Here is a 21,329-nt window from a genome sequence, read left to right as displayed (position 1 = left end):
CCGGCCGTGACGCGTCAGTCGACCCGGAGCCGGTAGCCGCGCTTCACGATTGTCTGCACCACCCGTGGCGCGTGCAGGCCGGCCCGGAGGCGGGCCACTGCCATCTCCACCGCATGCTCGTCCGCGCCCCGGGGCAGCGTCCGCAGCAGCGCGGTGCGGGACAGCACGCGGCCGGGAGACTGGGCGAGCGCCCGCAGCACCGCCATCGGGGCGGGGGCGAGTGGCCGCAACTCGCCGTCGATCACGGCGGCGTGCCCGCGCAGGGTGAGCAGGTGCCCGCCGGCCTTGAACGTCACGGTCCGGCGGGGCAACTCGTCGACGATGGTCCGCACCAGCGCGCCCAGCCGGGCCCGTCCCGGCGCGCTCACCGGCACTCCGCGCCGTAGCAGCGGCTCGGCGGTCACCGCGCCGACACAGCTGGCCAGGACGTCGCTGCGGAACGCGGACAGCACCGCCTCGGTACGGTCCCCGGCCGCTCGCAGGAGGGCCTCCACCGCGGGCGCCGAGGTGAAGGTCACCGCGTCCACCAATCGGCCGGTGATCAGGTCGATCAGCCGGTGCAGCGGCGCCGGGTCGGTCGGCGGCGCCCACCGGTAGACCGGCACCTCGATCACCGTGGCGCCGGCCGCCTCCAGCGCGAGCGTGCACTCGGGCTGCCGCTCACCGTGCAGCTGCATGGCGATCACCTGCCCGGCCACGCCGCGGCGGCGCAGGTGGTCGACGACCTCGTCGCAGCTCTCCGAGGCCGGCGACCACTGGTCGTGCAGCCCCGCCGCACGGATCGCGCCGCGCGCCTTCGGGCCACGGGCCACCACGTACGAGCTGGCCAGCACCGAACGCAGCGGCTCGCCCAGCCCCCAGCCCTCGGCCGCCTCCAGCCACCCGCGCATGCCGATGCCGGTGTTCGCCATCAGGATGTCCGGCGGCTGGTCGAGGCAGGCACGGGTCGCCTCGCGCAACTCCGTGTCGTCCGACAGTGGCACGATCCGCAACGCCGGGGCGAGCACCACCCGGGCGCCCCGCCGCTCGAGCAGCGCCGCCAACTCGTCGCGCCGCCGGTCGGCGGTCACCCCGATGGTGAAGCCCGCCAGTTCTTCCCGCATCAACCCTCCAGTCGCAGCCGCACCTCGACCAGCCCGTTGCGGCAGCGCGCGTCGTGCCGGCCCACCGCCACCCCCGGCAGGTCGAGGCACTGCCCGCTGCGCAGGTCGTACACCTGCTTGTGCAGCGGCGAGGCGACCGTCGGCACCCCGCCTCGGCTGCCCACGATGCCCCGCGACAGCACGTACGCCCCGGAGACCGGATCGCGGTTGTCGATCGCGAACAGCCCGTCCGCGGTCCGGAAGAGGGCGACCTGCACGCCGTCGACCAGCGCGGCGACGCCCCGGTCCGGTTCCAACCGGTCGAGTAGGCAGACGGTGGTCCAGGTCAGCGTGATTGTCTGAGTCATCGCCGTACCTCCGGTAGGCCGAGGGTGACCGGTTGCCGACGGCGACCGTTTGTCGGCTCGGATCCGGTCGGGGGATGGTCACGTACGGGTACCGGCTGGCCGCGTTCCTGCGCGAAGGTGATCGACGGATCGGGCACGTCCGGGGCGTTGACGAACGAGGTGTAGCGGCGCAGCCGATCCGGGTCGTTCAGCACGTCGCGCCACTCGTCGGAGTACGACGACACGTGTCGGGCCATCGCCGCGTCGAGGTCGGCGCAGAGGCCCAGCGAGTCGTCCACGATCACCGAGCGGAGATGGTCGAGGCCGCCGTCCATCGCCTCGATCCAGCCGGCGGTGCGTTGCAGCCGGTCGGCGGTGCGGATGTAGTAGATCAGGAACCTGTCGATCAGCGTGATCAGTGCTTCCGTGGACAGGTCGGTGGCGAACAGGTCGGCGTGCCGGGGCCGGAAGCCGCCGTTGCCACCGACGTAGAGGTTCCAGCCGGTCTCGGTGGCGATGATGCCGAAGTCCTTGCTGCGGGCCTCGGCGCACTCGCGGGCACAACCGGAGACCGCGGACTTGATTTTGTGTGGCGCGCGGAGGCCCCGATAGCGCAACTCCAACGCCACCGCCAACCCCACCGAGTCCTGCACCCCGTACCGGCACCAGGTCTCGCCCACGCAGGACTTCACAGTCCGCAGCGCCTTGCCGTACGCGTGGCCGGACTCGAAGCCGGCGTCCACCAGCCGCCGCCAGATCTGCGGCAACTGCTCCACCCGCGCCCCGAACAGGTCGATCCGCTGCCCACCGGTGATCTTCGTGTAGAGCTGGAAGTCCCGGGCCACCTCGCCGATCACGATCAGCTTCTCCGGGGTGATCTCACCGCCCGGAATCCGGGGCACCACCGAGTAGCTGCCGTCGCGTTGCAGGTTGGCCAGGAAGTGGTCGTTGGTGTCCTGCAACGACGCCTGCTCACCGTCGAGCACGTGCCCGCTGCCCAGCGACGCGAGGATCGACGCCACCACCGGCTTGCAGATGTCGCAGCCACGCCCCCGGCCGTGCTCGGCGACCAGCCGGGAGAAGGTGCGGATGCCGCGTACGCGGACGATCTCGAACAACTCCCGCCGGCTGACGTCGAAGTGCTCGCAGAGGGCGCTGGACTGCACCACCCCGGCCGCGTCCAGGAGCTGCTTGAGCATCGGGACGCAGGAGCCGCAACTGGTGCCGGCCCTGGTGCACGCCTTCAACGCCGGCACGTCCGCGCAGCCGTCGGCGATGGCGGCGTCCACGTCGCCCCGGGTCACCGCGTTGCAGGAGCAGACCTGGGCGGTGGCGGGCAACGCGCCGGCGTCCGCGCCGCCGCCGTCCGGGGCGAGCAGCGCCAGTGGCGCCGCCGGCAGCGGACCACCCACGCTGGCCCGCAGCGTCGGGTACGCGCTGGCATCCCCGACCAGCACCCCGCCGAGCAGGGTGTGCGCGTCGTCGGAGAGGACCAGCTTCGCGTAGACCCGGGTGGCCGGGTCGGTGAACGTGACGTCCAGGCAGCCCGGCGTCGTGCCGTGCGCGTCACCGAACGAGGCCACGTCGACGCCGAGCAGCTTGAGTTTGGTGGCGGTGTCCGCGCCCGGGAACGTCGCCGCGCCACCGACCAGCCGGTCGGCCACCACCTCGGCCGTCGCGTAGCCCGGCGCGACCAGGCCGTGGCAGGTGCCGTCGACCGCCGCGCACTCACCGACCGCCCAGATCCGCTCGTCGGCGCTGCGGCACGTCTCGTCGACGAGCACCCCGCCGCGCGGACCCACCGGCAGCCCGGCCGTCCGGGCCAGCTCGTCGCGCGGCCGAATACCGGCGGCCACCACCACCAGCTCGGCGTCGACAGCGCTGCCGTCGGACAGTTCCAGGGCGGCGACCGCGCCATCCGGGCCGGGCCGGATCGCCGTGGTGGCCACCCCGAGATGGGTTCGGACACCCAGGTCGTCGACGTAGCGGCGGAGCATCGCACCGCCGGCCTGGTCCACCTGCACGGGCATCAGCCGGGGCGCGAACTCGACCACGTCGGTGCTCAGGCCGAGCAGCCGCAGGGCATTCGCCGCCTCCAGACCGAGCAGCCCACCGCCGATCACCGCACCGACCCGCCGGCCCTGCGCGTACGCCCGGATCGCCGCCAGGTCGTCAAGGGTCCGGTAGACGAAGACCCCGGGCAGCTCGGCGCCGGGCACCGGCGGCACGAAGGGGTACGACCCGGTGGCCAGCACCAGCGCGTCGTAGTGGTACTCGCCAACGGCGGTGGTCACCACCCGCCGGTCCCGGTCGATGGCGGTGACCGGCTCACCGAGGCGCAGCCGCACGCCGTCGTGCGGGGTGTGCACGTTGAGCTCGTCCTCGCTCACCCCGTCGAAGTACGCCGAGAGCCGCACCCGGTCGTACGCCGGACGCCCCTCCTCGGCCAGCACCGTCACCCGCCAGCGCCCCTGCGGGTCGCGGGCGTGCAGCGCGTCGACGAAACGCTGCCCGACCATGCCGTTGCCGATGACGACCAGTTCGCCGCCGTTCATCGCGTCACCTCCACCGATTCCGACTGGCTCAGCCAATCGACGATGCCGCCCACCGCGTCGCGGCAACCGCCGCATCCGGTGCCGGCCCGGGTCGCGGCCACCACCGCGTCGACCGTTCGGGCTCCGGAGCGCCAGCTGCGCACCAGAGCTCCCTTGCTCACCGAGTTGCACTGACAGACCGTCGCCCCGTCCGGCATCAGCGCCGGTGACGCGGCCGGTGTCGCGCCAACCGTGCCGAGCGCCCGGCCCAGCAGCAGCGCCCGCCGGTCGGTCGGCACCGGGTGGCCGCGGTCGAAGAGCTGGATCACCGTGCCGACGGCCGGGTTGTCGCCGAGCAGGATCGCGCCGACCAGTCGCTCGTCCCTGATCCGCAACCGGGCGTACGTGCCCCGGCTCGGGTCGGTGAAGGTCAGCTCCTCGCCCGGCCCGCCGCCCACCGGGTCGCCCATCGACGCCAGGTCGATCCCGGCGGCCTTGAGCCGGGTCACCACCGGCCGGGGCCGGTACCGGGCCAGCGGGTCCGTCCCGGTCAGCACGTCGGCGAGCACCCGGGCCTGGGCCCAGGCGGGGGCGACCAGCCCGGTGAGCACCCCGTCGTGTTCGGCGCAGTCGCCGATCGCCGAGATGGACCTGTCGCTGGTGCGGAGCCGGTCGTCCACAAGCACGCCACGCCCCACGCTCAGCCCGGCCGCCTGCGCGAGGGCGGTGTCCGGGCGCACGCCGCAGGAGAGCACCAGCAGGTCGGCGTGCAGCGTCTGACCGTCGGCCAGGTCGAGGCGTACGCCGGCGGCGTCCGCGGCCACGCCGACCGCCGGCACCGCCAGTTGGCTGGTGACGCCGAGGCTGGCGAGCGTGCCGGCGAGCACCGCGCCGGCCGCCGGGTCGAGCTGTCGTTCCATCAGGTGCCCGCGCGGGTGCACCACGGTCGTGGTCAGCCCTCGGGTAGCCAGCCCGCGGGCGGCCTCCAGGCCGAGCAGGCCACCGCCGAGCACCAACGCGCTGCGCGCGCCGTCCGCCGCGGCGATGATCCGTCGGCAGTCGTCAAGGGTCCGGAAGGGGACCACCCGCTCCGGCAGGTCGGCCGGGTCGAGGCCGGGCAGGGGCGGCACCACCGCCCGGGCGCCGGTGGCCAGCACCAGGTGGTCGTACGCGATCCGTTCGCCGTCGGCGGTGTGGACCTCGCGGGCGGCCCGGTCGACAGTGGTCACCGCTACGCCGGTACGCAGGTCGATGCCGTGCCCGGCGGCCTCGGTCAGCTCCACGTCCGGCTCGTCGACCCGGCCGGCCAGCAGGGTGGAGAGCATGATCCGGTTGTACGCCCGGTGCGGCTCCGCCCCGAGCACTGTGACCTTCCGGTCGCCTTCCCGGGCATGCAGCTCGCCGGCGAGGCGGGCGCCCGCCATCCCGTTGCCGATGATGACCACCCGGGCGGTCATGCCTTCTCCACCCGGACGGCGCAGATCTTGAATTCGGGCATCCCGGAGATCGGGTCGACCGCGTCGTTCGTCACCGAGTTGGCCCGCCCGGCCCCCGCGTAGTGGAACGGGGCGAACACCGTGTCCGGTCGGATCCCGGTGCTGAGGCGGGCCGGGGCGCACAACTCGCCCCGGCGCGAGGTGACCCGCACCGGGTCTCCGTCGTCCACGCCGAGCCGGGCGGCCAGGTCGGGGTGCAGCTCGACGAATGCCTCACCGGCAGCGCGGCGTAGCGCCGCCACCCGGCGGGTCTGGGTGCCGGACTGGTACTGCGCGAGCACCCGCCCGGTGGTGAAGTGCAGCGGGTACGCGGCGCTGACCTCCTCGGCGGCCGGTCGGTGGTCGACGGGGTGGAACCGGGCTCGGCCGTCCGGGGTGGCGAACCGGTCGGCGAAGAGCCGTGGGGTGTCCGGCCCGTCCTCGGTCGGGCAGGGCCAGTAGACGCCGTCGGCGTCGTCGATCCGGGCCCAGCTGATGCCGGCGTAGTCGGCGGCCCCACCGGCCGAGGCGCGGCGCAGCTCGGCGAACACGGTGGCCGGATCGGCGGGGAACCGCGCCGCCGCGACGGCACCCGATAGCGCGGTGTCCCGCTCGACGCCCGCTGGCTCGCCGCCGGGCGTTTGGCTGCCGGCCGTGTCCGTGCCGGCCGCGTCGCTGCCGGCCGCGTCGCTGCCGGCCGTGTCGCTGCCGGCCGTGTCGGCGGCGGGCGGTTCGGCCGCGGCCAGGCGGGCTGCGAGGGCGGAGATGATGGCCAGATCGGTCCGGACGTCCGGCGGGGGCGGGCGAAGCGCACGCCGACGTAGCACGCGACCCTCCAGGTTGGTCATGGTGCCGTCCTCCTCGGCCCACTGCGCGGTGGGCAGCACCACGTCCGCCAGCGCAGCCGTCTCGGAGAGCAGGAGATCGGCGACGACCAGCAGGTCGAGGTCGCGCAGCCGGCTCTCGATCCGTGCCGCCCGGGGGGCGGAGATCACCGGGTTCGAGCCGAACACCAGCAGGGCCCGGGGGCCGTCCGGTGTGCCGAGCGAGTCGAGCAGTTGGTAGGCCGGCACACCCGGGCCGGGCAACTCGTCGGCCGGCACCCCCCAGACGCCGGCCACGTGCTCACGGGCCACCGGGTCGTCGATCCGCCGGTAGCCGGGGAGTTGGTCGGCCTTCTGCCCGTGCTCCCGCCCGCCCTGGCCGTTGCCCTGCCCGGTCAGGCAGCCGTACCCCGAACCGTCGCGGCCGGGCAGACCGAGGGCCAGGGCGAGATTGACGTACGCGGTGACCGTGTCCACGCCCTTGGCATGCTGCTCGGCGCCACGAGCGGTAAGGATGATCACTCGACCGCCGGTGCCCAGCGCACGGGCGGTCGCCTCCAGGTCGGCCACCGGCACTCCGGAGAGCTGCTCCGCGCGGGCCGGCCACCAGGCGGCGACGCTGCGGCGGACCGCCTCGAAACCGGAGGTGCGTTCGGCAACGTACGCCCGGTCGACCCAGCCCTCGGTGAGCGCGATGTGCAGCAGCGCGTTGGCCACCGCGAGGTCGGTGCCGGGCAGCGGTTGCAGGTGCAGGTCGGCCTGGCGGGCGGTGGCGGTGACCCGGGGATCCACGACGATCAGCTGACCCCCGTTGCCGCGCTGCTCGGTGAGCCAGCGCACCAGCGGCGGCATGGTCTCCGCCGGGTTCGCGCCGACAAGCAGCAGCGTGTCGGCCCGGCCCAGGTCGGAGAGCGGGAACGGCAGCCCTCGGTCGATGCCGAAGGCACGCATCCCGGCGGCCGCCGCCGAGGACATGCAGAACCGTCCGTTGTAGTCGATGTGCCGGGTGCGGAGCCCGATCCGGGCGAACTTTCCCAGCGCGTACGCCTTCTCGTTGGTCAGCCCGCCACCGCCGAAGACGGCGACCGCGTCCCGGCCGGCATCGTCCTGAACGGCGCGGATGCCGTCGACGATCCGATCGAGGGCGACGTCCCAGCTTGCCGGGCGCAGCGCACCGGTGGCGGGGTCGCGTACCAGGGGGGTGGTCAGCCGCTCCGGGTGGTCGAGCAGTTCGGCGGCGGTCCAACCCTTCTGGCAGAGCCCGCCTCGGTTGGTGGGGAACTGGCGGGGGTGGACCGTCACCCCGGTGTCGTCCTCGCGTAGCACCATGCCGCACTGAAGCGCGCAGTACGGGCAGTGCGTCGCCACCTGCCGGGGGGTACGCCCCGGTCGAGTCGCCGACCATGCACCGTCTGTCATGTCGGCAAAGCGTGCCGCCGGGCAGTTTCCGGTCCGGGTCCCTTCTGTTTCGGTCCTGTCAAGTGCGGCTCACACCGCACCGTGGATGGGCGGAGAACGGATGGGTCGAGCGAGTCGTCCCGCGGAGGACCTCGGGGTGGCGTGTCCGGCCGGGACGGGTGTCGGCCGGGACGGGCGTGTCGGCGTCGGCGCGGATTTCCGATCGGGTGGCCCGTCCGGCGCGACGCCCCTTGCTGGTCGTCGCCGAGGGAAGAGGCCACCCCTGAGTGCTCGCCTGCGGAGATCTTGGACAGTTTCCGTTCTCGGGTAACGGAAACTGTCCAAGATCTCCGCGAGTCGGGTCGGGGCGCGGATCCGGTGCGAACGCGTTCGCCGGGTTGCTTCCGGCCGCCACGTGGAGGGCAGCCGTTGGCGGCGGCAGCGTCGTTGGCCGGACAGCGCTTATAATGTGGGAAAACTGTCTCAAAGAATGGGAGACTGGGATGAGCGCGGTGGACGCCTTCGACGCGGTTGCCGGCACCTACGACGAGGCCCGTCGGCGACTGGTGCCCTGCTTCGACGCCTTCTACGGCGCGGCCGTCGACGTGGCTGCGCCTCCGCTTCACGCCGCGCTGGCAGCCGGTCGTACCCCGGAGGTGTTGGACCTGGGTGCGGGCACCGGGCTGCTCTCGCTGCTGCTCGCCGCGTCGGTGCCCGGAGTCCGGCTGACCCTGGTGGACGCCGCGCCGGCGATGCTCGACCGCGCCGCCGACCAGCTCGGCGCCCGGTCGGTGCCGCACCGGACGGTCCTGGCCGACCTGTCCGACGAGCTGCCGCCGGGCCGGTACGACGCGGTGGTCAGCGCGCTGGCGATCCACCACCTGGACGACGCGGGCAAGCGGGCGCTCTACCGGCGGGCCGCCGCCGCGCTGGCGCCGGGCGGGGTGTTCGTCAACGCCGAGCAGGTCGCCGGGCCGACCCCGGAGCTGGACCGGCGCTACGACGAGGTGTGGATGGAGCGAATCACCGAACTGGGCGCGTCCCCCGAGGAGATCGCCGCATCCCGGGAGCGGATGCGCCACGACCGGCCGGCGACAGTGGCCGACCAGTGCGGGTGGCTCGCCGAGGCCGGCCTGGTCGACGTCGACTGTTACTTCAAGGAGTGGCGCTTCGCGGTGTTCGGTGGTCGGGCCCGGTGACAGCCGCCGGAATGGGCGTTTCGACACCGGTAGCCGAGCCGGTCGGCGCGAGGATGACTGACGGTCATACCGCTGGGTAGTCTCAGCGGCATGACTGCCAAGGTGACTCTGTCGTTTACCGACGAGACGATCGAGGAGGCGCGGCGGTTCGCCAAGCGCGAGGGGCTGTCGCTCTCCGCGTGGATGGACCAGGCCGCCCGCGAGAAGGCGCTGCGCGAGGTCTTCACCGCGCACGCCGCCGCCGTGGGCCGCGCCGGCCTGGACCTGGAGTCCGCCGCTCTCGCCGACGCCCGCGAGGTGGGCATGGTCAACGACCTGCTCTCCGGCGGACGACCGCGTGCTGCGTAGGGGAGAGGTCTGGCGCATCGAGGGCGCCCGGGAACGCCTCGGTCTCGTGATCAGCTCGGACGTCTACAACTCCACCGACGTGCCCATCGTGATCGTGGTCGAGGTGGTCGAGGAGTCACTGCTGCGCGACTCGCCGCTCGCCGTGTCGATGGGCCGGTACGTGGTGATGCCCGACCGCATCTCGTCGCCGATGAAGAAGTGGTTCACCGACTGCGTGGACGTCGCCGACACCGACACCATGCTCCGGGTCGGCCGTGCACTGCGCATCCTCCAGCAACTCTGATGGGCACCTCACCATCGCGGCCGGCCCGTGGTGCGATCCCCGTTTCCGGGCCGACCCATGACGGGCACTGCCAGGTAACCCGGCGTTCCTAGCGTCTCTCCTCGTCACATCGACGAGAAGGAGCCGCCGTGAGCACGCTCACCAGCACCGCAGCCACCGCCGCGCCGCCGGCCGCCACCGCGCGTGGGCGCCGGCTCGACGACTGGCGTCCCGAGGACCCCGACTTCTGGCAGTCGACGGGCGCGCCGATCGCCCGGCGCAACCTCTGGGTCTCGATCTTCGCCGAGCACGTCGGCTTCTCGGTGTGGAGTCTCTGGTCGGTGACAGTGCTCTTCCTCGGCCCTGCGTACGGCATCGACCCGGCCGGGAAGTTCCTGCTCACCGCCGTGCCGGCGGCGCTGGGCGCGGTGCTGCGGCTGCCGTACACGTTGGCGGTGGCCCGCTTCGGCGGGCGGCGCTGGACGACCATCAGCGCCCTGCTGCTGCTGGTGCCCACGGTGCCGATGACGGTGCTGCTGGAGCCCGGGGTGTCCTACTCCACCCTGATGGTGCTCGCCTGCCTCACCGGGGTCGGCGGCGGCAACTTCGCCTCCTCGATGGCGAACATCAACCTCTTCTACCCGCAGCGGCTGAAGGGACGGGCCCTCGGGCTCAACGCCGGCGGCGGCAATCTCGGCGTACCCGCGGTGCAGCTGGTCGGGCTGGCGGTCCTCGCCACCGCCGGCGCCGCGTACCCCCGGTTGGTCCCGGCGGTCTACCTGCCGCTGATCGTGCTGGCCGCGCTGGCCGCGAGCCGCTGGTTGGACACCGTGCCCGGGGCGCGCAACGAGCCGGGCGCGCTGCGCGAGGCCGCCCGCGACCCGCACACCTGGGTCATGTCACTGCTCTACATCGGCACCTTCGGCTCGTTCATCGGGTTCGGTTTCGCCTTCGGTCAGGTGCTCCAGCTCCAGTTCGCCGAGCGGTTCCCCACTCCGGTCGACGCCGCCTGGTTGACCTTCCTCGGGCCGCTGATCGGCTCGCTGATCCGGCCCCTGGGCGGGCACCTCGCCGACCGGCTGGGTGGATCCCGGGTGACCTTCTGGAACTTCGTCGCGATGGCGGCCGGCGCGAGCGTCGTGCTGTACGCGGCCCGGGAGCGCTCGTTCGGGCTCTACCTGGCCGGGTTCCTCGCCCTCTTCGTGTTCTCCGGCATCGGCAACGGCTCCACGTACAAGATGATCCCGGCGATCTTCCGGGCCCGGGCGGCAGACGCGGTGGCCGATGGCCGCCGCGATCCGGAGGCCGCCGCCCGCTGGGCGCGGCGGATGACCGGCGCGTTGATCGGCATCGCGGGTGCGATCGGCGCCTCCGGTGGGGTGCTCGTCAACGTCGCGTTCCGCCAGTCGTTCCTCGGCTCCGGCAACGCCGACGCCGCCTACCTGGCCTTCATCGGCTGGTACGCGCTGTGCTTCGCGGTCACCTGGGTCGTCTACCGTCGTCCGGGCGCCGCCGATCGGCTCGTTGGCGTGTGAGCTGGGCCACCGCCGGCGGGTCGCCGTACGGAACGGCACCCCCGTTTTGACCTGCGGACACCGCGCCGGGTATCGTTGCCTGCTGTTGTACGACATCCAGAGGCGTGCCCCATCAGGTACGCTTGGTCGTTCGTGCGCGCTGGTCCGGCCTGCAAGATCTGGTCACCTCGGCGCGCGACCCCAGACCGACGACGAGACAAGGTAGACCTGTGCGTACGTACAGCCCGAAGCCGGGTGAGATCGAGCGTCAGTGGCACGTCATCGACGCCTCTGATGTCGTGCTGGGCCGCCTGGCCACCCACGCCGCCACGTTGCTGCGTGGTAAGCACAAGCCGACTTTCGCGCCGCACGTCGACACGGGCGACTTTGTCGTCATCGTGAACGCGGGCAAGGTTGCGTTGACCGGCAACAAGCGCCAGACCAAGGTTGCTTACCGCCACTCCGGATACCCGGGTGGCCTGAAGCAGATCGGCTACGACGAGCTGCTGACCAAGCGCCCCGAGCGGGCCATCGAGCTGGCTGTGAAGGGGATGCTCCCGCACAACAAGCTCGGCCGTCAGCTGATCAAGAAGCTGAAGGTGTACGCCGGTGCCGAGCACCCGCACCTCGCGCAGCAGCCGGTGCCGTTCGAGATCAAGCAGATCGCGCAGTGAGCGCGGGCGAAGGAAGCAGCATGACCGACATCACCACCGAGACCGAGGTTGCCCCGGAAGCTCCCGAGGCCACCGAGGCGCCGGCGCCCGTCGCCCGCGCGCCTCGTGGTGACCGGCCGATCCAGACCGTGGGCCGCCGCAAGGAGGCCATCGTCCGGGTCCGTATCGTCCCGGGCACCGGCAAGATCACCTGCAACGGCCAGGAGCTCGAGGCGTACTTCCCGAGCAAGGTGCACCAGCAGCTCATCAAGGACCCGCTGGTCACCGCCGAGAAGCTCGAGCAGTTCGACATCATCGCCAACCTGCGTGGCGGCGGCACCACCGGCCAGGCCGGTGCGCTCCGGCTGGGCATCGCCCGTGCGCTGATCGTCAACGAGCCGGACGACCGCCCGGCCCTGAAGAAGGCCGGCTTCCTGACCCGGGACGCCCGGGTCAAGGAGAGCAAGAAGTACGGCCTCAAGAAGGCCCGTAAGGCTCCCCAGTACTCGAAGCGCTGATCTTTTCCAGCGCGTTGTACTTCTGACGGACGGCCGGTTCACCTCCCCCGATTCGGGGGAGGTGGCCGGCCGTTTCGCTTTCTCCACATCGGCAGCGCACCACGGAGGTTGGCGGGTATGGGTCGGTTGTTCGGCACGGACGGCGTACGCGGGCGGGCAAACGCGGATCTCACCCCGGAGTTGGCGCTGGCGCTCGCGGTGGCCGCCGCGCACACGCTGGCCGAGACGGACCGCAGCCATCCGCCGCTGGCCGTCGTCGGCCGGGACACCCGGGCCAGTGGTGAGATGCTGGAGGCCGCCGTGGTCGCCGGGCTGACCAGCGCCGGCGCGAACGTGGTGCGGGTCGGCGTGCTGCCCACCCCCGCGGTGGCGTTCCTCACCGCCGAGGCCAAGGCCGACCTCGGCGTGGTGCTCTCCGCGTCGCACAACCCGATGCCGGACAACGGCATCAAGCTCTTCGCCGCCGGTGGGCACAAGCTGCCCGACGAAATCGAGATGCAGATCGAGGCGGCGGTGGAGGCCAACGCCACCACCGCCTGGGACCGGCCGACCGGTGCCGGCATCGGCCGCGTGCACGACCTGCTCGACGGTGCCGACCACTACGTCCAGCACCTGGTCGGCGCCTTGCCGCACCGGCTGGAAGGGATCAAGGTCGTTGTCGACTGCGCCAACGGCGCCGCCGCCGAGGTCGCCCCGGTCGCCTACCGGGAAGCCGGCGCGGAGGTCATCGCGATCCACGCCGAGCCGAACGGCCTGAACATCAACGACGAGTGTGGCTCCAACCACATCGAGGCGCTGCGCGAGGCGGTGGTCGAGCACGGCGCCCACCTGGGCATCGCCCACGACGGCGACGCCGACCGGATCGTGGCGGTCAGCGCCGACGGCGACGAGGTCGACGGCGACCAGGTGATGGCGATCCTCGCGCTGGCCATGCGGGACGCCGGCACGCTCACCCAGGACACTCTGGTCGCGACGGTGATGAGCAACCTCGGCCTGCGGTTGGCCATGTCCGCGCAGGGCATCCGGCTGATCGAGACCAAGGTCGGCGACCGGTACGTCCTGGAGGCACTGCGCGCGTCCGGGCTGGCGCTCGGCGGTGAGCAGAGCGGTCACATCGTCATGCCCGCGCACGCCACCACCGGCGACGGGGTGCTCACCGGCCTGCACCTGATGGCCCGGATGGCCGCCACCGGCCAGTCCCTCGCCGAGCTGGCCTCGGTGGTCACCAAACTGCCCCAGGTGCTGATCAACGTGCCGGTCGGCGACCGGACCGTCGGCGCCGCCGCACCGGCCGTGCGTGCCGAGGTGGAGCGGGCGGAGGCGGAGCTGGGTGAGACCGGACGGGTGCTGCTGCGCCCGTCGGGCACCGAGCCGCTGGTCCGGGTGATGGTCGAGGCCGCCACCGAGGCGACCGCCCGTGCGATCGCCGAGCGGATCGCCGAGCAGGTCCGCTCCGCCAGCCCGGCCGGCTGAACCAGCCACCGGCTGCGGCGTCACAGCCGCAGCCGGGCCACGCGTTCGTAGGTGTCGGCCGGGTCCTCGCCGTCGGTGAGGTCGAGATCCTCTACCACCCGGCCGTCGGCGAGCCTGATCAGCCGGTCGCAGCGGGCGGCGATGGCCTGTTCGTGGGTGGCCAGCAGGATGGTCATGCCGTGCCGGTCCCGCAGGTCGAGCAGCAGGTCGAGGATCTGCCCGCCGGTGGTGGAGTCGAGGTTGCCGGTCGGCTCGTCGGCAAGCAGCAGGCCCGGCGCGCCCATCAGGGCGCGGGCGATGGCGACCCGCTGCTGTTGACCGCCGGAGAGCTGCGCGGGTAGGTCCCGCTCGCGCCCGGCCAGGCCGACGGCGTCGAGCAACTCCCGGGCTCGTGCCGCGTGGTCGGCTCGGCCGCGTCGCGGCAGCACCGGGGCGATCACGTTGTCCAGCACGGTCAACGCCGGTAGCAGGTGGTAGCGCTGGAAGACGAACCCCACCCGCTGCCGGTACCGGGCCAGCGCGGCGCGCCGCAGCGCGGTGATCTCCACGTCGTCGACAGTGACGGTGCCGCTGTCGGCCTGCTCGATGGCCCCGATCAGGTGCAGCAGTGTCGACTTGCCGGAGCCGCTGGGCCCGGTCAGCGCCACCACCGACCCGGCCGCGATCTCCAACGAGACGTCGTCGACAGCGGTCAGTTGCTCGGTGCCGGTGCGGAACCGCCGATGCAGCCCGATCGTCCGCACCATGCTGCCCGTCGTCTCCGCCATCGTCACTCCTCCGCCAGTAGCCGTGCGGTCGGGAGCCGGCGCAGCAGTGCGGCCGGCACGAGCGCCGCGAAACAGGTGAGCAGCACCCCGCCGAGCGCCACCCCGGCGGCGACCAGGACCAGCGCGGCCGGCAGCCCACCGACAAGCCAGGCGGCCCCGGCGAGCCCGATCCCCACCCCGGCCACCGCTCCGAGCGTGCCGATGAGGAGCCCTTCGTAACCCACAAGGCGGCCCAGCGCCGCATCGGTCCACCCGATCGCCCGTAGCGTGGACAACTCCGCAGCGCGGTCCCGGACGTTCAGGTACAGCACGTCGGCGACGGCGCCCGCGCCCAGCAGGACGGTGACCACAGCGGCCAGGGTGTCCGCACTACGCACGTTCATCGAGACGGTGTCGCCGAGCAGGTTGCCGACGATCGCACCCCGGAAGGCGTAGGCGACGGCGCTGACCAGGGTCAACGCGGCCAACCCGATGGCCAGCGCGCCGGCCCCGAGCACTGTGCGCCCCGGCGTGCGGACCAGGTTGACCAGGGCCATCCCAAACAGGCTGCGCGGCCGGCGGACCCAACCGGCCGGTGCCACCAGGGGCCGCAGCGCGGCGGCCGGGTGGGCGCCCGCGGCCCGTAGCGCCGGGATCAGGCCCGCGACCAGCGCCAACAGCAGAGCCACAGGTACGGCGAGCGCCGCCTGCCGCCAACCGATCCCGATGTCCAGCGCGGCGGCCAGCGGGAACGCCAGGGCGAGGGTCAGCGCTCCGGCGGCCAGCCCCAGCGCGGCCACCTCGCCGAGGACCAGTGCCGCGATCCGGCGGGCGGGCCAGCCCAGGCAGGCGAGCACCGCCAGCTCGGGGCGTCGGTCGCGGACCGCAGCGGTGACCGCGTTGCCGAGGAACAGCCCGCAGACCACAAGCACCAGCCCGAAGAGTACGAGGCTCTTGCGGTCGACGGCCCTGGTGATGACCGAGGCCACTCCCAGGGCGGACCACGGCTCGGTCAGCCGCAGGTCGGGCCGGCCGAACGCGCCGGCGGGCAGCTCGACGGTCTGCGGCGCGGGCGACGAGCCGAAGGTGAGATCGACGTCCAGCCCGGTCGCGTCGGCGATCCGCTCGGCGACGAGCCGGACCCGCTCGGCGGAGCGTTCGGAGTAGCCGGCGACGTCGGCGACCCGGATCCGGATCGCGCTGATCGGCGCTGTCCGGGCGGGGGAGGCGCTGCCTTCCAGCAGCTTCGGCACCGCGGCCAGGGTGGTGAGCAGCAGTGGTGGCGAGGAGAGGTAGCCGGCCGGGTTGCCGCTCGGTTCCAGCGGCCGGCCGCCCAGCGCCTGGCGGCTGCGCTCGTCGGCGCCGTCGGTGCGGGGTGGCTCGTAGGTCTCCAGCGGCACCCGGGACAGGTCGCTGAACCCGCTCAGCTTCTCCGGATCGAAGATGCCGACGGTCCGCCAGTCCAGAACCTTGGCGGAGGCGCCCGGTGGCTGCGTGGGGACCGCGGTCAGCGGGCGGAAGCCGTTGTCCTCGGTCGACCACGGACGGCCGTCGAAGTTGTACCTGTTGTCGCCGCCGAAGGTGGCGGGATCCAGCGGTGGTCGGGTGACAGCACGGTGAGTGCCGTCGGGGAGTCGGTCGTACTCCGGGGCACCCGCCTGAATGATCGTCTGCAACTCGCCCCGGCAGCAGCCGGTCGGGGAGATCCCCTTGGCCAGCAGGTCGCGGTACCCGTCGGCCAGCGCGTACTCCTCGGTCCCGGCCCGGACCCCGGTGGCGCTGCCCAGCGTCTGCTCCAGCTCGCCGGTGCGCAGCCCGGCGGGCCGCGCCTGCGGCAGCCGGGTGAGGGCGGACCGCACTGTGACGTCGAGGTAGGGGCGGTTGGTGGTCAACACCGGGATGGTCCGCTGGGGCACATAGAGCGGGTGGTAGGTGTCGGTGGCCGTGTCGTCGGGCCGAAGGGGGCGGCCCTCGATCACCGCGTCGTCGAGGCCGACGAGCCGCTGCTCCGCGTCGGGGTCGACGGCGGCCAGCAGGAACGGCACCGTCACCCGGTAGGTGGCCACCAGTCGGTCGGTGGCGACGCGTTCGGCGCGACGGGACGCCCAGCGGTTCGCTTCGAAGCGCCCGTCGGGCAGCAGCCGGACGGTGTCGATGCTCCAGTTCTTCCGTTCGGAGGCCCAATCATCGCCTGATTCCGGTGCCAGGTGTGGGTCGCAGATCGGCTGGCTCGGTCCGTTCGGAAGCACCTCCCGTGGGACATCCCCGCACTGCTTGTCGTACTGGTACATCCGGCCGTCCGAGTACGGGATCGAGGAGGCGCTCGGGTCGTCGCTCCCCTCGGGGTAGAGCAGTGGGCGCTTTGTCACGTACACGTAGCGTGGACGGCTCGGGGCGGTGGTGAGCCCTCGTTCGGCGGTGAAGGTGGGATCGAGCCGGATGACCTGCTGCTCCAGCGAGCGGTCGACCGCGTCGGTCAGGTCGAACCGGACCGACACGGACGAGGTCGAATAGCCGAGCATGGCGATCGGCGCGGCCACGTCGACGCCGGCGACCTGCTTCACCTGCTCGTACTGGGCGGGGGTGATGCCGCCGAACAGCCCGGAGAGGTGGTTCGGGCGGACCAGCCCACGCTCGGCCTCCAGCGGCGTGCGCGTCCCGTGGGGACGGACGAGGATGTCGTAGGCGGCCCGGGTGTTGCGCTCCAGCGCACCGGTGACCTCGAGGCGGGAGGTGGTGGTGGCACCGGTCAGCACGACGAACCCGGTGGTCGCCACCAGCATGCCCGCCAGCAGCGCCACCGAGCGGCCAGCACGGCCACGTAGCTGCGCCCAGATGAACCCGAGCATGTCGCGCCTCCCCGTGTGCTACCCCACACTCTGCGCGCTACATTGTCACAATGCAAGGCCTGGCCGGTCGGTCAGCGGAATCGGAGGACACGGTGGCCATCCAGCACGCGGTTCTGGCACTGCTCGCGCGCGGCCCGAGCTACGGCTACCAGCTGAAGGGCGCCTTCGAGGCCGCCACCGGTCCACAGTGGGGGCCGCTCAACATCGGCCACCTCTACCAGATCCTCGACCGGCTCTCCCGGGACAGCCTGGTGGTCGCCGAGCGGCAGGCCCAACCTGTGAAACCCGACCGGGTCGTCTACCAGATCACCTCCGCCGGGCGGGCCGAACTCGCCAGATGGCTCGACGAGCCGAGCCCGCGCAGTGGCGGCTTCCGGGACGACTTCTTCCTCAAGGTCACCGCCGCGGCCCGATCGGGTTCCGCGCAGACCGTCCGCACCGTGCTCAGCAACCAACGCGGGCACCTGCTGCGCGAGTTGCGCAACCTCGACGGGCTGCGTCGCGCGGCCGGTGACCCGGTGGTCGGGCTGCTGCTCGCCGCGGCGAGCCGGCACGTCGAGGCCGACCTCGCCTTCGTCAACGACGCCGAGGCGGTGCTGCTGGCCGACGGCGGCGCGCTGCTCGCCACAGTGGCCGTCGCACCGTCGGAGATCGCGGCGTCCGCCGCCGACGCACCCCCGGCGGCGGAGGGCGCCGGACCGACCCGGGCGGCCGGCTGACCCCACCGGTCAGCGGCGCTCCCGCAGCCGGTGCAGGCGCGTGACCGCCTCGGCCAGCACCTCGGGGCGCTTGCAGAAGGCGAACCGGACCAGCCGCCGACCCGCCTCGACGTCGTCGTAGAAGACCTGCGTCGGCACGGCCACCACACCACACCGCTCCGGCAGCGAGCGGCAGAACTCCACCCCGTCCCGGCCGCCCAGGGCGGTGACGTCGGCGGTGACGAAGTACGTCCCCTCCGAGTCGAGCACGTCGAACCCGGCGTCGGTGAGACCGCCGACGAGCTGGTCCCGCTGCTGCTGGAGCCCGTCGCGGAAGCCGGTGTAGTAGTCGTCGGGCAGGGCCAGCGCCACGGCGACCGCCGGTTGCAGCGGGCTCGCGTTGACGTAGGTGAGGAACTGCTTCACCCGCAGCACCGCCGAGACCAGGGCCGCCGGGCCACTCGCCCAGCCGACCTTCCACCCCGTGCAGGAGAACGTCTTGCCCGCCGACGAGATGCGCAGTGTCCGCTCCCACATCCCGGGCAGGGTGGCCAGCGGGACGTGCGGGTGCGCCGCGTCGGTGAAGACCAGGTGCTCGTACACCTCGTCGGTGACCGCGTACGTGTCGTGCTCCTGGCACAGCTCGGCGATCAGCGCCAGCTCGGCCGGAGCGAAGACCTTGCCGGTCGGGTTGTGCGGCGAGTTGAGCAGCACCAGCCGGGTCCGTGGGCCGAACGCCGCGCGCAGCGCCGCCGGGTCGAAGGCGTACCGGCCGTCGGCCGCGGGGCGCAGGGTCACCGGTCGTCGGACCGCGCCGGCCAGCGCGATCGACGCCGCGTACGAGTCGTAGTACGGCTCGAAGCAGACCACCTCGTCGCCCGGCTCGCAGAGGGCGAGGATGCTGGCCGCGACCGCCTCCGTCGCGCCGGCGGTGATCACGACCTCGCCGTCCGGGTCGTACGTCAGGTCGTAGAACCGCCGTTGATGGGCCGCGACCGCCGCGCGAAGGGCGGGAGTTCCCGGGCCGGGCGGGTACTGGTTCTGCCCGCCGAGCAGCGCCTCGGCGGCGGCGGCCAGCATCTCCGGGGGGCCGTCGGTGTCGGGGAAGCCCTGGCCGAGGTTGACAGCGCCGGTCCGCGCGGCGAGGGCGGACATCTCGGCGAAGATCGTCGTGCCGAACGGCCGCATCCGGGCCACCAGCGGGTCGACATCGGTGCTCGTCACCTGCGCCAGCCTACGGCCCCACCCGGTCGAACCCCAGGCCTGCCGCGTTCGCCCGGTCGGTCTCGGAGCGGCGGAATCGGGGTATCAACGGCAGTCCGATGCCGCGAAATCGCCGATCAGGCGGTGGCGCCGGCCGGGCGCGGAGGGAGCTGGCGGGCCTGGAAGAACGTCCCGATGTGGCCCGCCAACCCACCGATCGCTCAGATTCCGTGATTGATAACCCGACTTTCGAGCACCCATGATGAGTGAAACTGGGTTAGGCTGCGGGCCATGTGTGGAATCGTGGGATACGCGGGCGCGCGCCCCGCACTGGGCATCGTGCTCGACGGGCTGCGGCGGTTGGAATACCGCGGCTACGACTCGGCGGGCGTCGCGATCGTCTGCGACGACCAGCTGCTGACCGAGAAGAAGGCCGGCAAGCTGGCCAACCTGGAGAAGGTGCTGTCCGAGCGGGCCGCCGACGACCCGACCTCCTGCGCGGCCAGCCCGATCGGCATCGGTGACGGCACCACCGGCATCGGGCACACCCGCTGGGCCACCCACGGCGGCCCGACCGACCGCAACGCCCACCCGCACGTCGCCGGCGACGGACGGGTCGCGGTGATCCACAACGGCATCATCGAGAACTTCGCCAAGCTCCGCGCCGAGCTGGAGGCCGACGGCGTCCAGTTCGCCAGCGACACCGACACCGAGTGCGCCGCGCACCTGTTCGCCGCCGCGCTGGCCGACCTGCGTGCCGCCGGCCAGCCGGACGGCCCGCAGTTGCTCGCCGCCGGCATGCGCGTGGTCTGCCAGCGGCTGGAAGGCGCCTTCACGCTGCTCGCCGTCGACGCCTCCGTGCCCGGTGCGGTCGTCGGCGCCCGGCGCAACTCGCCGCTGGTGGTCGGCCGGGGCGACGGGGAAAACTACCTGGCCAGCGACGTGGCCGCGTTCATCGAGCACACCCGCGAAGCGGTGGAGCTGGGTCAGGACCAGATCGTGCTGATCACCGGCGAGAGCATCGAGATCACCGACTTCGACGGCCAGCCCGCCGCCGGCAAGGACTTCCACATCGACTGGGACTCCTCGTCGGCCGAAAAGGGCGGCTACGACTGGTTCATGCTCAAGGAGATCGAGGAGCAGCCGCAGGCCATCGCCGACACACTGCTCGGCCGGCTCACCGAGACCGGTGAGATCGCCCTGGACGAGGTCCGCCTCAGCGACCAGGACCTGCGTGACGTCGACAAGATCTTCATCGTGGCCTGCGGCACTGCGTACCACGCCGGCATGGTCGCCAAGTACGCCATCGAGCACTGGACGCGGATCCCCTGCGAGGTGGAGCTGGCCAGCGAGTTCCGCTACCGCGACCCGGTGCTCGACCGATCCACGCTGATCGTGGTGATCTCCCAGTCCGGCGAAACGATGGACACCCTGATGGCGCTGCGCCACGCCAAGGAGCAGAAGGCCCGGGTGCTGGCGATCTGCAACACCAACGGCTCGACCATCCCCCGCGAGTCGGACGCCGTGCTCTACACCCACGGCGGGCCGGAGATCGCCGTCGCGTCCACAAAGGCGTTCCTCACCCAGGTCGTCGCCTGCTACCTGATCGGCCTGCACCTGGCCCAGGTGCGGGGAATCAAGTTCGCCGACGAGGTGGGCGCGGTGGTCGCGCAGTTGCAGGAGATCCCGGGCAAGCTGCGTGAGCTGCTCGACCGGATCGAGCCCGTCCGTGAGCTGGCCCGGGAGCTGAAGTCCGAGCCCACAGTGCTGTTCATCGGCCGGCACGTCGGCTACCCGGTGGCCCTGGAGGGCGCGCTGAAGCTCAAGGAACTGGCGTACATGCACGCCGAGGGCTTCGCGGCCGGCGAGCTGAAGCACGGCCCGATCGCCCTTATCGACAAGGGCACACCGGTGATCTGCGTGGTGCCCTCGCCGGTCGGCCGGGGCATGCTGCACGACAAGGTCGTCTCCAACATCCAGGAGGTCCGGGCCCGTGGCGCGCGGACCATCGTGATCGCGGAGGAGGGCGACGAGGCCGTCGTCCGGTACGCCGACCACCTGATCTACGTGCCGCGTACGCCGACCCTGCTGGCCCCGCTCGTCACCACTGTGCCGTTGCAGGTGTTCGCCGCCGAGATCGCCGACGCCCGTGGGCACGACGTGGACCAGCCCCGCAACCTGGCCAAGTCGGTCACCGTCGAGTAGG

General features: G+C 72.5%; 17 protein-coding genes. 9 read left to right on the top strand and 8 right to left on the bottom strand.

Annotation, left to right across the window (positions count from 1 at the left end; translation table 11 throughout):
- Positions 1 to 14 precede the first annotated feature (14 nt).
- Genes ACQPWW_RS30595 through ACQPWW_RS30575 form a run of 5 tightly spaced genes read right to left on the bottom strand, consistent with a single transcriptional unit; the run spans position 15 to position 7,681 of the window.
- Positions 15 to 1,103 (bottom strand): uroporphyrinogen-III synthase, encoded by a 1,089-nt coding sequence (locus ACQPWW_RS30595; protein ID WP_433127315.1) that lies wholly within the window; start codon positions 1,101 to 1,103, stop codon positions 15 to 17.
- Positions 1,103 to 1,450 (bottom strand): nitrite reductase small subunit NirD, encoded by a 348-nt coding sequence (nirD, locus tag ACQPWW_RS30590; RefSeq protein WP_433127313.1) that lies wholly within the window; start codon positions 1,448 to 1,450, stop codon positions 1,103 to 1,105. The genes ACQPWW_RS30595 and nirD overlap by 1 nt, the downstream gene beginning before the upstream one ends.
- Positions 1,447 to 3,984: a nitrite reductase large subunit NirB gene (gene nirB, locus ACQPWW_RS30585; protein ID WP_433127311.1), complete on the bottom strand. Its 2,538-nt coding sequence runs from the start codon at positions 3,982 to 3,984 to the stop codon at positions 1,447 to 1,449. The genes nirD and nirB overlap by 4 nt, the downstream gene beginning before the upstream one ends.
- Positions 3,981 to 5,420 carry an FAD-dependent oxidoreductase gene (locus ACQPWW_RS30580; protein ID WP_433127309.1) on the bottom strand — a complete coding sequence of 480 codons (1,440 nt, stop codon included), beginning with the start codon at positions 5,418 to 5,420 and terminating at the stop codon, positions 3,981 to 3,983. Before ACQPWW_RS30580 ends, nirB begins: the two co-directional genes overlap by 4 nt.
- Complete coding sequence (locus ACQPWW_RS30575; protein WP_433127307.1) at positions 5,417 to 7,681, bottom strand: molybdopterin oxidoreductase family protein; 2,265 nt, start codon at positions 7,679 to 7,681, stop codon at positions 5,417 to 5,419. The genes ACQPWW_RS30580 and ACQPWW_RS30575 overlap by 4 nt, the downstream gene beginning before the upstream one ends.
- A 482-nt stretch (positions 7,682 to 8,163) precedes the next feature.
- Here ACQPWW_RS30575 and ACQPWW_RS30570 point away from each other — a divergent pair, with 482 nt between their 5' ends.
- The 7 genes from ACQPWW_RS30570 (at position 8,164) to glmM (ending at position 13,627) form a co-directional block, all read left to right on the top strand.
- Entirely contained in the window at positions 8,164 to 8,859 is a 696-nt protein-coding gene (locus ACQPWW_RS30570; RefSeq protein WP_433127306.1) for a class I SAM-dependent methyltransferase, read from the top strand.
- A gap of 90 nt (positions 8,860 to 8,949) precedes the next feature.
- On the top strand, positions 8,950 to 9,207 hold the full coding sequence (locus tag ACQPWW_RS30565; protein ID WP_088950199.1) for a DUF6364 family protein: 258 nt from the start codon (positions 8,950 to 8,952) through the stop codon (positions 9,205 to 9,207).
- Positions 9,197 to 9,490, top strand: a complete 294-nt coding sequence (locus tag ACQPWW_RS30560; RefSeq protein WP_151488090.1) for a hypothetical protein — start codon at positions 9,197 to 9,199, stop codon at positions 9,488 to 9,490. The genes ACQPWW_RS30565 and ACQPWW_RS30560 overlap by 11 nt, the downstream gene beginning before the upstream one ends.
- Positions 9,491 to 9,618: 128 nt before the next feature.
- On the top strand, positions 9,619 to 11,004 hold the full coding sequence (locus ACQPWW_RS30555) for a nitrate/nitrite transporter (RefSeq protein WP_433127304.1): 1,386 nt from the start codon (positions 9,619 to 9,621) through the stop codon (positions 11,002 to 11,004).
- 209 nt (positions 11,005 to 11,213) lie between these two features.
- A complete protein-coding gene (gene rplM, locus ACQPWW_RS30550; protein ID WP_053653864.1) occupies positions 11,214 to 11,657 on the top strand; it encodes a 50S ribosomal protein L13 in 444 nt (147 codons plus the stop codon).
- A 20-nt stretch (positions 11,658 to 11,677) separates the two neighbouring features.
- Positions 11,678 to 12,154 (top strand): 30S ribosomal protein S9, encoded by a 477-nt coding sequence (gene rpsI / locus ACQPWW_RS30545; protein ID WP_433127303.1) that lies wholly within the window; start codon positions 11,678 to 11,680, stop codon positions 12,152 to 12,154.
- 117 nt (positions 12,155 to 12,271) lie between these two features.
- Entirely contained in the window at positions 12,272 to 13,627 is a 1,356-nt protein-coding gene (gene glmM / locus ACQPWW_RS30540) for a phosphoglucosamine mutase (protein ID WP_433127301.1), read from the top strand.
- Between the two features lie 20 nt (positions 13,628 to 13,647).
- Here the strand turns inward: glmM and ACQPWW_RS30535 are convergent, their stop codons facing one another.
- Together ACQPWW_RS30535 and ACQPWW_RS30530 are read right to left on the bottom strand one after the other, a co-directional pair.
- Positions 13,648 to 14,394: an ABC transporter ATP-binding protein gene (locus ACQPWW_RS30535; protein ID WP_433127299.1), complete on the bottom strand. Its 747-nt coding sequence runs from the start codon at positions 14,392 to 14,394 to the stop codon at positions 13,648 to 13,650.
- A 2-nt stretch (positions 14,395 to 14,396) separates the two neighbouring features.
- Positions 14,397 to 17,222 carry an FtsX-like permease family protein gene (locus ACQPWW_RS30530; RefSeq protein WP_433127298.1) on the bottom strand — a complete coding sequence of 942 codons (2,826 nt, stop codon included), beginning with the start codon at positions 17,220 to 17,222 and terminating at the stop codon, positions 14,397 to 14,399.
- Between the two features lie 92 nt (positions 17,223 to 17,314).
- Between ACQPWW_RS30530 and ACQPWW_RS30525 the strand changes: the two genes are divergently transcribed.
- Complete coding sequence (locus ACQPWW_RS30525) at positions 17,315 to 17,941, top strand: PadR family transcriptional regulator (protein ID WP_433127297.1); 627 nt, start codon at positions 17,315 to 17,317, stop codon at positions 17,939 to 17,941.
- A gap of 9 nt (positions 17,942 to 17,950) precedes the next feature.
- Here ACQPWW_RS30525 and ACQPWW_RS30520 read toward each other — a convergent pair whose 3' ends face one another.
- The gene (locus ACQPWW_RS30520) at positions 17,951 to 19,144 is read right to left on the bottom strand and encodes a pyridoxal phosphate-dependent aminotransferase (RefSeq protein WP_433127295.1); all 1,194 of its coding nucleotides are present in this window, start codon (positions 19,142 to 19,144) and stop codon (positions 17,951 to 17,953) included.
- Between the two features lie 270 nt (positions 19,145 to 19,414).
- On the opposite strand from ACQPWW_RS30520, the gene glmS reads away from it, so the two are divergent.
- Positions 19,415 to 21,328 (top strand): glutamine--fructose-6-phosphate transaminase (isomerizing), encoded by a 1,914-nt coding sequence (gene glmS / locus ACQPWW_RS30515; protein WP_433127293.1) that lies wholly within the window; start codon positions 19,415 to 19,417, stop codon positions 21,326 to 21,328.
- The last annotated feature ends 1 nt before the right edge of the window (position 21,329 follow it).

The sequence above is a fragment of the Micromonospora sp. CA-240977 genome (genome assembly GCF_050942285.1).
GTDB lineage: Bacteria > Actinomycetota > Actinomycetes > Mycobacteriales > Micromonosporaceae > Micromonospora.
The sequence above is the reverse complement of the archived record's forward strand: the minus strand, read 5'-3'. Positions and strand labels throughout refer to the sequence as shown.